Origin of the sequence: Paraburkholderia sp. 22098 (assembly GCF_052045935.1) — a bacterium.
In the GTDB taxonomy this organism is placed as follows: Bacteria; Pseudomonadota; Gammaproteobacteria; order Burkholderiales; family Burkholderiaceae; genus Paraburkholderia; species Paraburkholderia caledonica.
In genome coordinates this window covers 106,500-119,364 of record NZ_JBQEPV010000001.1, presented here as the reverse complement: position 1 = coordinate 119,364, position 12,865 = coordinate 106,500, and the positions used below count along the sequence as shown (strand labels likewise).

At 62.4% G+C, this 12,865-nt stretch carries 13 protein-coding genes; 2 read left to right on the top strand and 11 right to left on the bottom strand.

Annotated features, from left to right (window positions below; genetic code table 11):
• Window positions 1–2 precede the first annotated feature (2 nt).
• Complete coding sequence (mutY, locus tag ACTJLB_RS00515) at window positions 3–1,151, top strand: A/G-specific adenine glycosylase (RefSeq protein ID WP_440782110.1); 1,149 nt, start codon at window positions 3–5, stop codon at window positions 1,149–1,151.
• 23 nt (window positions 1,152–1,174) lie between these two features.
• Here mutY and ACTJLB_RS00510 read toward each other — a convergent pair whose 3' ends face one another.
• The 11 genes from ACTJLB_RS00510 to kdsD all read right to left on the bottom strand — a co-directional run bounded on the left by ACTJLB_RS00510 (window position 1,175) and on the right by kdsD (window position 10,641).
• Complete coding sequence (locus ACTJLB_RS00510; RefSeq protein ID WP_027804463.1) at window positions 1,175–1,810, bottom strand: LON peptidase substrate-binding domain-containing protein; 636 nt, start codon at window positions 1,808–1,810, stop codon at window positions 1,175–1,177.
• Between the two features lie 39 nt (window positions 1,811–1,849).
• Window positions 1,850–2,743, bottom strand: coding sequence for an RNase adapter RapZ (rapZ, locus tag ACTJLB_RS00505; RefSeq protein WP_020066970.1), 894 nt, complete (start codon window positions 2,741–2,743; stop codon window positions 1,850–1,852).
• 103 nt (window positions 2,744–2,846) lie between these two features.
• On the bottom strand, window positions 2,847–3,815 hold the full coding sequence (hprK, locus tag ACTJLB_RS00500; protein ID WP_007179412.1) for an HPr(Ser) kinase/phosphatase: 969 nt from the start codon (window positions 3,813–3,815) through the stop codon (window positions 2,847–2,849).
• A gap of 139 nt (window positions 3,816–3,954) precedes the next feature.
• Entirely contained in the window at window positions 3,955–4,470 is a 516-nt protein-coding gene (locus tag ACTJLB_RS00495) for a PTS sugar transporter subunit IIA (protein ID WP_027804462.1), read from the bottom strand.
• A gap of 326 nt (window positions 4,471–4,796) precedes the next feature.
• On the bottom strand, window positions 4,797–5,153 hold the full coding sequence (gene hpf / locus ACTJLB_RS00490; RefSeq protein WP_020066967.1) for a ribosome hibernation-promoting factor, HPF/YfiA family: 357 nt from the start codon (window positions 5,151–5,153) through the stop codon (window positions 4,797–4,799).
• A gap of 171 nt (window positions 5,154–5,324) precedes the next feature.
• On the bottom strand, window positions 5,325–6,839 hold the full coding sequence (locus ACTJLB_RS00485) for an RNA polymerase factor sigma-54 (protein ID WP_020066966.1): 1,515 nt from the start codon (window positions 6,837–6,839) through the stop codon (window positions 5,325–5,327).
• 178 nt (window positions 6,840–7,017) lie between these two features.
• Entirely contained in the window at window positions 7,018–7,803 is a 786-nt protein-coding gene (lptB, locus tag ACTJLB_RS00480; RefSeq protein ID WP_020066965.1) for an LPS export ABC transporter ATP-binding protein, read from the bottom strand.
• A complete protein-coding gene (lptA, locus tag ACTJLB_RS00475) occupies window positions 7,800–8,471 on the bottom strand; it encodes a lipopolysaccharide transport periplasmic protein LptA (protein ID WP_310356667.1) in 672 nt (223 codons plus the stop codon). Before lptA ends, lptB begins: the two co-directional genes overlap by 4 nt.
• A gap of 30 nt (window positions 8,472–8,501) precedes the next feature.
• Window positions 8,502–9,101, bottom strand: coding sequence for an LPS export ABC transporter periplasmic protein LptC (gene lptC / locus ACTJLB_RS00470; protein WP_020066963.1), 600 nt, complete (start codon window positions 9,099–9,101; stop codon window positions 8,502–8,504).
• The gene (locus ACTJLB_RS00465; RefSeq protein WP_020066962.1) at window positions 9,098–9,658 is read right to left on the bottom strand and encodes a KdsC family phosphatase; all 561 of its coding nucleotides are present in this window, start codon (window positions 9,656–9,658) and stop codon (window positions 9,098–9,100) included. The genes lptC and ACTJLB_RS00465 overlap by 4 nt, the downstream gene beginning before the upstream one ends.
• Window positions 9,658–10,641, bottom strand: coding sequence for an arabinose 5-phosphate isomerase KdsD (gene kdsD / locus ACTJLB_RS00460; protein ID WP_027804461.1), 984 nt, complete (start codon window positions 10,639–10,641; stop codon window positions 9,658–9,660). Before kdsD ends, ACTJLB_RS00465 begins: the two co-directional genes overlap by 1 nt.
• A 185-nt stretch (window positions 10,642–10,826) precedes the next feature.
• Between kdsD and ACTJLB_RS00455 the strand changes: the two genes are divergently transcribed.
• Window positions 10,827–12,830 carry a monovalent cation:proton antiporter family protein gene (locus ACTJLB_RS00455; protein ID WP_027804460.1) on the top strand — a complete coding sequence of 668 codons (2,004 nt, stop codon included), beginning with the start codon at window positions 10,827–10,829 and terminating at the stop codon, window positions 12,828–12,830.
• Window positions 12,831–12,865 lie beyond the last annotated feature (35 nt).

The window sequence follows — 12,865 nt, the reverse complement described above, 5'->3', positions numbered from 1 at the left end:
CAATGCCTTCCCGCTTAACTCCGAAGTCCGGTCCGCGTTCCGCGCCGTCCGCCGCGCCTGCTGTATCCACGGTGCCCGCATCTGCACTGACGTCCGGGTTTGCCGCCCGGCTGATCGCATGGCAGCGCATGCATGGGCGCCATGATCTGCCATGGCAGAACACGCGCAATGCCTATCGCATCTGGCTGTCGGAAATCATGCTGCAGCAGACGCAAGTGTCGACGGTGATTCCGTACTACGCGAAGTTTCTCGCGCGCTTTCCGGATGTTGCCGCGCTTGCCGCGGCTCCTGTTGATGACGTCATGGCGCTGTGGGCCGGCCTCGGCTATTACACGCGCGCCCGCAATCTGCATCGCTGCGCGCAGGCGGTCGTCGAGCGGCACGGCGGCGCGTTCCCGGCTTCGGTGGACGAACTCGCGGAACTGCCCGGCATCGGGCGTTCGACGGCGGCGGCGATCGCGTCGTTCGCGTTCGGCGCCCGCGCGACGATTCTCGACGGCAACGTAAAGCGTGTGCTCGCGCGAGTGTTCGGCGTCGAAGGATTCCCCGGCGAGAAGAGGGTCGAGAATGCCATGTGGACGCTGGCTGAATCGCTGCTGCCGTCGAATGCATCGGACGACGAAGTCAGCGCGTACACGCAAGGTCTGATGGACCTCGGCGCCACATTGTGCGTGCGCGGAAAGCCCGACTGTTTGCGTTGTCCGTTCGCCGCCGACTGTGTTGCGAACGTGACGGGACGTCAGCGCGAACTGCCGACCGCGCGTCCGAAGAAAGCGGTGCCGACGCGTCGCACGTGGATGCTCGTGCTGCGCGACGGCGACGCGGTCATGCTCGAAAAGCGCCCGCCGTCCGGTATCTGGGGCGGCCTGTGGAGCTTGCCCGAGGCTGCGGACGAAGCGGCACTCGCCACGCGAGCGCGCGAGTTCGGCGGCGACGGCGCAGTGTCGCCGCTCGCGCCGCTCACGCATGTGTTCACGCACTTCAAGCTGGAAATAGAGCCACGGCTTGCAGAGTTCGATCGCGGTGTCGGCGCTCTCGCGGCGTTACGCGATGCGGACACGGCTTGGGTGTCGGTGACCGACCTCGATTCTTTCGGCGTGCCCGCGCCCGTTCGAAAGCTTCTGGAGAGTCTGCGGGGTTCGCTGATCTGAGCGGTCACGCTCAGAGTCGCTTCTTACAGCAGTTGATGCTGTTGCATGTAGTGATGAACCACGTCGATGCGCGCGCCGGCATCCAGCATTTCCATGAGTTTCTGCCGCGCTTTTAGTGCGATCGGCAGTACTTCGGCGAGACGGTTGGACACCCACGACGGGTCTTCGAGTCTGAACGGTTCCGCGAACGGCAAGCTTTCCGGGTCGCGCTCCTGGATCGTAGCGATGATGCGCTCCAGCACTTCCGCGCACGCGCCGAACTTGGCGAGTTGCTGGTTACCTTCTAGCGGCCGGTCTTCGCCGAGCGGCTCGGCCATACCGACCAGCAAACCGCTGCTTTCCACACGATGCGACAGCAGCCGGAAGCGCCGCGTGCCGCGCGCGCGAATCAACAGCATGCCGAAGGTCTCAACGTCGCATTCTTCAATTTCGGCGAGGCAGCCGATTGATTCGGGCACCGAAGGCTCGTGTTCCCGCGCGACCTCGGCGCCGCTTTTCAGCAGGCACACGCCGAACGGCGTCTTTTCGCGCAGGCAGTCGCGCGCCATATCGAGGTAGCGCGCTTCGAAGATTTTCAACGGCAGAATGCCGTCAGGAAACAGAACGGTATGCAGCGGGAACAGCGGCACATCGGCGAGCACAGTAGAAGTAGAGGACATGGCGCAACGCTTCGAGTTAAGGCCGCGCGATGCGGCCGGTTAAGCCACTAACTTCGATGACGCCCCGGCGTCGACCGGTGCGTCGCGATGCCGCACGATTACATTCGCTGTATTGGCGAGACGCGCGGCAAGCGTCTCCGCAATGAACACCGAGCGATGTTGGCCGCCCGTACAACCAATCGCGACTGTCAGATAACTGCGATTGTCGTCGCGGAAATGCGGCAGCCATTTGGCGAGAAACTTCTCTATATCGTCGATCATTTCGTGAACGACCGGCAGCGCGTCCAGGAAATCGATCACCGGTTTGTCGAGACCTGTCAGCGGGCGCAACTCATGGTCGTAGTACGGATTTGGCAGCGTGCGTACATCGAACACGAAATCGGCGTCGAGCGGCACGCCGCGTTTGAAGCCGAACGACTCGAACATCAGCACGAGACCTGCATGCTCCTGCTCGATAAAACGCTTCACCCACTGGCGCAGCACGTTCGCGCGCAAGTTGCTCGTGTCGATCTGATGGCCGAATTCGGCAAGTCCCGCGACGAGCTCACGCTCGCGTTCAATTGCCTCCGCGAGCGACGTGAGCAAGCCGACATCTGCGTCATGCGCGGTTGAGCCCGACAACGGATGACGGCGACGCGTTTCCGAAAAGCGCTGAATCAGCGACTGCGTGCTCGCGTTGAGGAACAGCACCCGCACGTCGTGAGCGCGCGAGAGGTCGCGGATCATCGCGGGCATGTCGTCGAGTGACGCACTCGAGCGCGCGTCGATCGCGACCGCGAGGCGGTCATTTCCGTCTTCGGCGAGGTAGGAGGCGAGTTCGGGCAAAAAGCGCGGCGGCAAATTGTCGACGCAGTAATAGCCCGCGTCCTCAAGCGCGTTGAGCGCGACGGATTTGCCAGAGCCGGATATGCCGGTGATGAGGATTATGCGCATGGAGTCGTGGAATCGGTCCGTTTCATCATAGCATCTGACTGCTCTCGCGCGTACCTGCAACCGGCCATGGGCGTGGGCTGCAAGTACCCGATGTACGACCGACTCAGATCAGTTTGCCGGGAAACTGACTATCCGGGTCCTGCATGGCGAGGCGCTGCCGGTCCATGAAGTCACGCAGCGTGTCGATGCCGCGCAATTGCAGAATGGTATTGCGCACTGCGGCTTCGACCAGCACCGCGAGGTTGCGGCCTGCGGCCACCTGAATCGTGACCTTGCTGATGGGCAGGCCGAGCACGTCGACGGTTTGGCTCTCCAGCGGCAGCCGCTGGAATTCACCGTCAGGACGGCGTACCAGTTGCACGATCAACTTGAGCTTCATTTTCCGGCGCACGGCGGTTTCACCGAAAATCGTCTTGATGTCGAGCAGCCCCAGGCCGCGCACTTCCAGCAGATTTTGCAGCAGCGGCGGGCAGCGCCCTTCGACGAAGTCCGGACCTAGCCGGACGAAGTCGACGGCGTCGTCGGCGACGAGGCCGTGGCCGCGGCTAATGAGTTCGAGACCGAGCTCGCTTTTGCCGAGACCCGAGTCGCCGGTGAGCAGCACGCCCATGCCGAGAATGTCGAGAAACACGCCATGCAACGTGGCGCGCGGCGCGAGAATGCGCGACATGTAGAGGCGCAGGCTGTCGATCACCGCGGCCGCCGACATCGGCGTCGTAAAAAGCGGTGTGGACGAGCGCGTGCAGCGAAGCACCAGTTCCGGCGGAGCCGCGACGCCGCCCGCCACCACGAGGAAAGGCGGTTCCAACGCAATCAGTTCGGCCATGTGGCGCGAGCGGTCTTCGTCGGTCTGGCGCTTGTAGTAGTCGATTTCGGCGTCGCCGAGCACCTGGATCCGGTTCGGGTGGATCAGGTTCAAGTGGCCGACGAGGTCGGCGCTCGACGTGGCATTGGCGACCGATTCTGAAGAAAAGCCGCGCTCCCAGCCTTCATGCCCTGTCAGCCAGCTTAGCTTCAGCGTGGCGGCGTTATCGTCGAAAATGCTCTGGGCGTTGATGCTGGACGTATCCATGAGTCAGTGACTCCAGTGTTGGCCGCTTGCCGGGCAAACCGCCGGCCACGCTAACGCGGGCCGTGCGCCGAGCCTGACTATATCCGCACGCGGGCGGTGGGACGTGCGGATAGGCGGCGTGCGGATGACCGCCGCTGCATCAAGGTTGCCACTGAGTGAGCAGGCGATGCAATGATTCGCGGTCTTCTTCCGTATGCAGGCGCTCGCGGGCCTCGCGATCGGACAAAAGTTGCGCGATTTCCGAAAGGATTTCGAGGTGCTGCTGCGTGGCCTGTTCAGGCACGAGCAGGAAGATCAGCAGCGAGACCGGCTGGCCGTCGGGCGATTCGAAGGGAATGGGTTCGGCCAGACGGACAAACGCGGCGAGCGGCTGCTTGAGTCCTTTGATGCGGCCGTGCGGAATCGCGACGCCTTCGCCAAGCCCTGTCGATCCGAGGCGCTCGCGCGCAAACAGATTGTCGGTGACCGTGCTACGGGCGATGCCGTTCTGGTTCTCGAAGATGAGGCCCGCTTGCTCGAACACGCGCTTTTTGCTGGTGACCGATAGTCCGACGACGACGTTCTCGAGGGGAAGAAATTTGGCTAAACGATTCATGTTGACAGGCGAAAACGTGGCCTGGGTTCTCCTCGCTGGGGCGATTGATTGGCGTTCCATTCGTTTGATGCTCACCGCGATGTGCGTTGGAGTCCGAAAGCACAGTACTCCGGCAGACCGCGTGCATGCGACCTAGACCCCGATGGTAACCGGAACATTATAGAACAGGGCGACGGCGTATGGTGCGGCGCGCCATCAATGCTCAATAGGTTCTTTTTTCAGGGCGATTCGCGCTGCGGCGACCTTGAGGATCGTCCGGTGGGAACCGGCAAGCAATCGGCAAGCAATCGACAAGCATTCGGCAAACCAACCGGAATCCCAACGAAAAACCGCCCGAATGCGGGCGGTTGAGGTGAAGCGAAATGAAGTAAGTCTTCTAATTTCGCTTACTGCGGCGGCACGTCAAGTTGCGGCGCCGGTTGATACTTGATCGCTTCGTGCTGATGGCCTTGTAGGCGATCCTTGTGACGTATCACCTGCCGGTCGAGCTTGTCGATCATGAGATCGATCGCAGCGTAGAGGTCGCTGTCACAGCTCTCGACAAAAATGTCCTTGCCCTTCAGATGCAGGTTGATTTCAACCTTTTGCCGCTTGTCCTTTTCCTTGTGGTTGTCGACCGAGAGGACCACACTGCCGTCGATGACCTGATCGAAATGTCTTAGCACCCTATCCAGTTTGGTGATCACGTATTCGCGCAACGCAGGCGTTACTTCGAGGTGGTGTCCACTGATCTGCAGATTCATAGTGCTTCTCCAAGCTAATGGCCGCTTGGTCCGCACGATGACGTAGGTCCGGTCGATCTGTCGGCTTGCCTGAGTCGCCCCCCGGTGACTGACTTCTGGCAGGTCGCATCGGCCGGCCTGCCCGCCAACTTGCGGAGCGGCCGGTAAATGCCCGCCACGGAAGGCGACGGGCTACAGAGACTTGCGCAGGTTGACTGCCGGAATCCTGAGTGCTTCGCGATACTTCGCGACGGTGCGCCGTGCGACCACGAAGCCCTGTTCCGCCAGCAGTTCGGCTATGCGGCTGTCTGAAAGAGGCGTTTTTGCGTTTTCCGCTCCTATCAGTTGCTTGATGAGCGCGCGAATGGCCGTGGAAGAGGCCGCGCCGCCCGTGTCTGTCGAAACATGCGATCCGAAGAAGTACTTGAACTCTAGCGTCCCGAACGGGGTGAGCATGTACTTACCGGTTGTCACACGCGAGACAGTCGACTCGTGTAGGCCCAGCGTATCAGCAATTTCCCGCAAAACCAAGGGGCGCATAGCAATTTCGCCGTGCACAAAAAAGCTCTTCTGGCGCTCCACAATGGCCTGCGCGACGCGCAGGATTGTTTCGAAACGTTGCTGAATATTCTTGATGAGCCAGCGCGCTTCCTGCAGTTGCTGGCGCAACGAACCGCTGCCCGGATCGCCGCGGTTGTTGCGCAGAATATTGGCGTACAGGTGATTGATGCGCAGCTTCGGGACCACTTCGGGATTGAGTTCAGCCTGCCAACCTTGGGCAGTCTTGCGCACCATGATGTCCGGCACCACGTAGTCCGCTTCGGCCTTGCCGTACGCTGCGCCGGGGAACGGTTCGAGCGAGCGGATCAGCATGTGCGCGTCGCGCAGGTCGTCGTCGTTTGCTTTCAGATGCTTGCGCAGACGCGTGAAATCGCGTGCGGCCAGCAGTTCCAGATAATGGGCAACAATTTCGAGCGCGAGCGTTCGCGTGGGCGAGGGCGGCAGCCGCAATAGTTGCAGCTTGAGACACTCGGAGGCGGAGCGTGCGCCTACGCCCGCCGGGTCGAAGCTATGCAGCAGCGCGAGCGCGGCATTCAGTTCGTCGAGGTCGACTTCGAGTTCTTCGGGCAGATCCGCGAGCACTTCGTCGAGCGTGGCGGCAAGGTAGCCGTCGTCGTCTAGCGACTCGATCAGGAAGGTGATCAGCGCCCGGTCACGCTGACCAGCCTGCGTAACGCGCAATTGCGCCATCAGGTGATCGCGCAGCGAAGTACTCGATTCGTGAATTTGCAGCGGGGGTAGATCGTCGTCGTCGGAGGCGTTGCCGGAGCGGCCGTAGTCGTCGAGATTCCATTGCGACGCGTCGCCGTTGCTGTCGCCCGAAAGGCCGTTGTACTCGTCTACGCCTTGCGGCTCGCCGTTTTCCGCGCGCTCACTGCTGCTGGACGATGACGAGCCGTTGCCGCCCATCTGGTCGGGTGGCGCCGACGAACTGGGCGCCTGGGTAATCAGCGAACCGTCGGCCGCCACGCGAAGCGGGCTCGCGATCCAGTCGTCCTCGTTCTCGAGGAGCGGATTCTGCGAGATCGCGGTTGCCACTTCCTGCTGCAGTTCGAGCGTGGACAGCTGAAGCAGCCGGATGGACTGCTGCAGTTGCGGGGTCAACGCAAGATGCTGCGATAGGCGGAGTTGGAGGCTGGCTTTCATGGCAAGTTCAGATTCATTGTAGAGAGTTTGCCACGACCGCGATACCTTGCGAATTCGCAATTACGCTGCGCCGCTCCCGGCGACGCCGGGAGCGGGCCGCCCGCGACAGGAGCAGGCCCGGGCGCTTGCCACCGAAGAATCGGCAAACGCGCGTGGCGCCGCCGATTCCCGCGAGCACTTACATGCGGAAATGCTCGCCCAGATAGACGCGCCGCACGCTTTCGTTTTCGATGATTTCGCTCGGCGCGCCGGCGGCCAGCACGCTGCCGTCGCTGATGATGTAGGCGTGATCGCAGATACCGAGCGTTTCACGCACGTTGTGGTCGGTGATTAGCACACCAATATTGCGTTGCTTCAGAAATTTAACGATCTTCTGGATTTCGAGCACCGCAATCGGATCGACGCCCGCGAACGGCTCGTCCAGCAGAATGAAGCTCGGATTGGTGGCGAGCGCCCGCGCGATTTCCACCCGGCGGCGTTCACCGCCCGACAGCGACAACGCAGGATTGTCGCGCAAATGCGAGATTTGCAGCTCGTCCAGCAAAGCTTCCACGCGGCTCGTGATTGCGTCTTTTGTGAGGCGCTTGCCGTTGTCTTCGTGCTGCAATTCCAGCACCGCGCGAATATTCTGCTCGACGGAAAGCTTGCGGAACACCGAAGCTTCCTGCGGCAGATACGAGAGCCCGAGCGAAGCACGCTTGTGGATCGGCAACAAGCTGATGGACTTGCCGTCCAGATCGATTTCGCCTGCGTCGAGCGGCACGAGGCCGACGATCATATAAAACGACGTGGTCTTGCCCGCGCCGTTCGGCCCGAGCAGCCCGACCACTTCGCCGCTTTTCACGTCGAGCGAGACGTCTTTGACGACTGTGCGGGAACCGTAGCGCTTCTTCAGATTGCGTACGACCAGCGAACTACTGGTGCCGGCCGGCTTGCGATTGGGGAGGGACGCGGAGGTGCTCACTGATTCGGCGCTCCCTGAATCGTGGTGGACGGCGCGAGCGTGGCCGACGCACCGTTCAGCGGCGCCGCGCCGCCGTTACGCGGCGAAAGCATCGCGCGCACACGGCCGCTCGGGTTGCCCGGTCCCGCGACGTCCTTGCCTGCCTTCGCGGTATAGAAGTCCTTTTGGCCGTCATATGTAATGACGCTGCCGTGCACCTGGTCCATCACCGTGGAAAGGCCTTGCAGACGCTTGACGGTCGCATTCGTGGTGAGGGTGGTCAGGTCCTGCTTGCCGTCGTAGTCGATACGAACGGCCGTGCCTTCGATGTATTCATCGAGACCTTCGCGCTTCTGACGGAAATACGACAGATTGCCGCCGGTCGAGGTGCCGGTTGCGTACTGATAGCCCTGCGGGTCTTGCGTCACGTCGACACGGTCGGCCTTGATCACGATCGTGCCTTTGGTCGCGACCACATGGCCGGTGAAGATGTTGACCTGTTTGAGGTCGTCGTAAGTCATGTTGTCCGCTTCGATATTGAGCGGCTTGTCCTTGTCGGCGCGGTCTGCGTGCGCAAGCGGCGCGAAGCCGGCGAGCGGCAACGCGATAATCAGCGCAGCAAGTCCGGCGCGGCACGCGGACAGGGTTCGCGAGCGGCCGGTATGAAAACGGGGGAACGATTCGTTCATGCAGTCACGCCTGGAATGGATTTACCCGGGTTACTTGGGCGAGCTGCCGCCGGCGTCGGACGCGGCGATCGCGCCTTTCACATTGCCGAAGAGCTGCATCACCCGGGTGACGTTGTTGTAGTTCATGCCGCTGGCAGTCATTACGGAGACGCCGCGCTGAAGTTTAACCGGCTTTTCCGTCTCGATCACATCGTCGTTGACCAGCACGCGGAAATGCTCGGAATCGGCTTGCATCTGCGGGTCGCCATAGCCTGGCGCGCGCAGGATGCGTGCGTTGCCATACAGGTCGACGATGGACGCGTCACCGTTGACCTTGCCGGTATCGCCGGTTGCAGTGACGATCGGCTTGCCCGGCTGGAACGCGCGCATCGCGGGCTTAACGAGATCGCTCAGTTCGTCGTCTTCGTAGTGAACGAGCGACTGCGCGGTCAGGCGATATTGCGTCGAGCCCGACTGATCGAGTTCGGAAACCGAAAAGTTGTCGGCGAAGTAGTCGGGCGTGTGCTCCTTCGGACGCACCGCACCTTCGTTTTGCCGCGGCAACGTGGCTTGCAGAAGCCACCACGTGATGCCCGCGAGAGCGGCCATCGCGACGAGCGGGATCAGCGAAGTCAGGCGAAACTGATTCATCCGACGAGGCCCCGCTGTTCGCCGCTACAGGCGGCTGCGAGCAGCGCCTCGTACTTGTGCTGGGCGCGCAACAGCGTGTCGCACACTTCGCGGGCCGCGCCGTGGCCGCCGCGCGCCTCGCTGACCCAGTGGGCTCGCGCAATCACTTCAGGATGCGAATTAGCCGGTGCGGCCGCGAAGCCGACCTTCAGCATCACGCCGAGATCGACCCAGTCGTCGCCCATGTAGCCGCATTGTTCCGCACTCATGCCGGTCGCCTGGAGCAACTCCGCGAACGCCTGCGGCTTGTTCTCGATGCCCTGATACACGTGCGTGATATGCATTTCTTTCGCGCGCGCGGCGACGATGCCCGACTTGCGCCCGGTGATGATCGCCGTTTCAATGCCGGCCTGGCGCAGCAGCTTCATGCCGTGGCCGTCCATGGAATTGAAAGCCTTCATCGTGTCGCCTTCCGCCGTGAAGAGCAGCCCGCCGTCGGTCAGTACGCCGTCGACGTCGAAAATCATCAGCTTCACGCGGCTTGCGCGTTCGGTAGCGGTAGGGGGCGCGACGGCCATCAGATCACCTTTTTCGAGAACAGGTCGTGCATGTTGAGTGCGCCGATGAGCTTGCCCGCTTCGTCGACGACCAGCATCTGATTGATGCGATGGCGCTCCATCAGTTCCACGGCTTCCACTGCGAGATGATCCGGGCCGATGGTGCGCGGGTCGGCAGTCATGACCGAAGCGATCGACAGCGCGCGAAAATCGCCGTCACGCTCCAGCACGCGGCGCAAGTCGCCGTCGGTGAAAATGCCCTTCACGCGGTCTTCGCTATCGACGATCGCGGTCATGCCCATGCGCTTGGCCGTCAACTGGAACAACGCGTCGCGAACGGTCGCTTCGGGCGTGACCTTCGGCACCTGGTCGCCCGTGCGCATGACGTCGCTGACATAAGTAAGCAGGCGCCGACCGAGTGCGCCGCCCGGATGCGAGCGCGCAAAGTCGTCGCGGCCGAAGCCACGCGCGTCGAGCACGGCGACCGCGAGCGCGTCGCCGAGCGCGAGCGCCGCCGTGGTGCTCGCTGTAGGCGCAAGATTCATCGGACAGGCTTCTTTCGCTACGGCAGAATTCAGATGGACGTCGGCCAGTTTCGCGAGGCTCGACGACGGGCGGCCGGTCATTGCAATCAGCTTTGCGCCGATCCGCTTGATGAGCGGCAGAATTGCCACGAGTTCTTCGGTTTCGCCGGAATTGGACAACGCGAGAAATACGTCGTCGGCGGTGACCATGCCGAGATCGCCATGACTCGCTTCAGCAGGATGCACGAAGAACGCCGGTGTGCCGGTGCTGGCCAACGTGGCCGCGAGCTTGCGGGCCACATGCCCGGATTTGCCGATGCCCGAGACCACAACGCGCCCGCGGCAACCCATGATGAGTTCGACCGCGCCGACGAAGGCGCCGTCGAGTTGATCGCGAAGCGCGCGCACGGCGTCCGCTTCGATGTCGAGCACGTCACGAGCGAGCGCAAGTGCCCGGTCGCCATTGATTTTCGCTATCATTCGCGAAGTATAGCAAAGGCGCTTGTTCGCCGCGCCGGGCCTGCTGTGCAAAGCCGCTGCCTTCATCGGCCCCTTCAACGGCCGCTTTATCGCCCCCTATAACGGCCCCTCAACTTTGTCGCACGGCGTGTTGCGTGCGCGGTTCCGCTGACGAACGAGGACGCTTCACTCATGCGTTTTTGCCGATGATTTCCCCGCTCGAAATGACGCTTTTCCTGCTGCTGGCCTCGGTCGCGGGCGTGGTGATTTTTCGCTTTCTGAATCTTCCGCCGATGCTCGGCTATCTGAGCGTCGGCATCGTCGTTGGGCCGAATGCGTTGGGCCTCGTTCCCGATTCCGTGGGCGCGCAGAACCTCGCGGAGTTCGGCGTCGTGTTCCTGATGTTTTCGATCGGCCTCGAGTTTTCGCTCGCGAAGCTGCGCTCCATGCGCCGGCTCGTGTTCGGTCTTGGTCTATTGCAGGTGTTGGGCACGATCGCGATCGCGGTCACGCTCGGTTTCGTGTTCGAGCGTTGGGTGCATATCAAATGGCAAGCGAGCGTTGCGCTCGGCGGCGCGCTGGCGATGTCGTCGACGGCGATTGTCAGCAAGATGCTCGCGGAGCGGCTCGAGATAGAAACCGAGCATGGCCGCAATATCTTCGGTGTGCTCCTTTTCCAGGATCTCGCAGTGGTGCCGCTGCTGATCATTATCTCGGCGCTGGGCGGCGATTCGAAAGACCTCGTCAACGCGCTCGGCGTCGCGGCCATCAAGATCGTCGTCGCTTTGTCGCTGCTGCTGATCGTCGGACAGCGTTTCATGACGCGCTGGTTCAATGTGGTCGCGCGGCGACGCTCGCAGGAACTGTTCATTCTCAATCTGCTGCTCGTGACGCTCGGCTCGGCGTTCATCACGGACAAGTTCGGGCTGTCGCTCGCGCTGGGCGCGTTCATCGCAGGCATGTTGATCGCGGAAACGCCGTACCGGCATCAGGTGGAAGAAGACATCAAGCCGTTTCGCGACGTGCTGCTCGGGCTGTTCTTCGTCACAACCGGCATGCTGCTGAATCCGCGCGTGATCTGGGAGCATCCGCTGATCGTGCTCGGCTTCCTGATTGGTCCGATCCTGTTGAAGGCTGTCATGATCACGGGCCTTTCGCGTCTGTTCGGCGCGTCGCCGGGCGTCGCCATGCGCACGGGTATCGGCCTCGCGCAAGCGGGCGAGTTCGGCTTCGTGCTGCTGAATCTGATTCTCGACAAACATCTCGTCGACGCCACGCTGCTGCAGGCAATTCTTGCGGCGATGCTGCTCTCGATGCTCGCCGCGCCGTTCCTGATCCAGAACGCGGACCGTATCGTGCTGCGGCTGTCTTCGACTGAATGGATGATGCAGTCGTTGCAAATGACGCGCATCGCCACGCAGAGCCTGAAGCAAAGCGGCCACGTGATCATCTGCGGCTACGGGCGCTCCGGGCAGAACCTTGCGCGCATGCTCGAACACGAAGGTTTGTCGTATGTCGCGCTGGACCTCGACCCGGACCGCGTGCAGGCGGCAGCCGCCGCGGGCGAGTCTGTCGTGTTCGGCGATGCGGGCCGCCGCGAATCGCTGCTCGCGGCCGGCATCCATCGCGCCGCGGCGATCGCGATCACGTATGCGAACACGCCGTCGGCATTACGCGTGCTGCACAACATCCACGAACTGGAACCGACGCTGCCGGTGATCGTTCGTACCGTCGACGACGCCGATCTGGAAAAGCTGCTGGCCGCCGGCGCGACAGAGGTGATTCCCGAAATCGTAGAGGGGAGCCTGATGCTCGCTTCGCACACGCTGGTCGTGATGGGCATACCGATGCGCCGCGTGGTGCGCCGCGTGGAAGAAATGCGCGACGAACGTTATGCGCTGCTGCGCGGCTATTTCCACGGCGCCGACGACATGGACGACGACGACGGCCACGAACAGGTGCGGCTACAATCGGTCCCGGTCGACGAGAACGCCGACGCGGTTGGCCGTACGCTCGCGGACCTGGGTCTGTACGAACTGGGTGTCGAAGTGACGGCGATTCGCCGTCACGGCATTCGCGGCGTGGAGCCGGACCCGTCCACCAAGCTGCGCGCGAGCGACATTGTCGTGTTGCGCGGCTTGCCCGAACAGTTGGCGCAGGCCGAGGAGCGGCTCTCGAAACACCGCCGCGCGGGCGCCGCCGCGGCGTAGCGATTGCTGCACGGTTCGTGCGGCTGCACCAATTC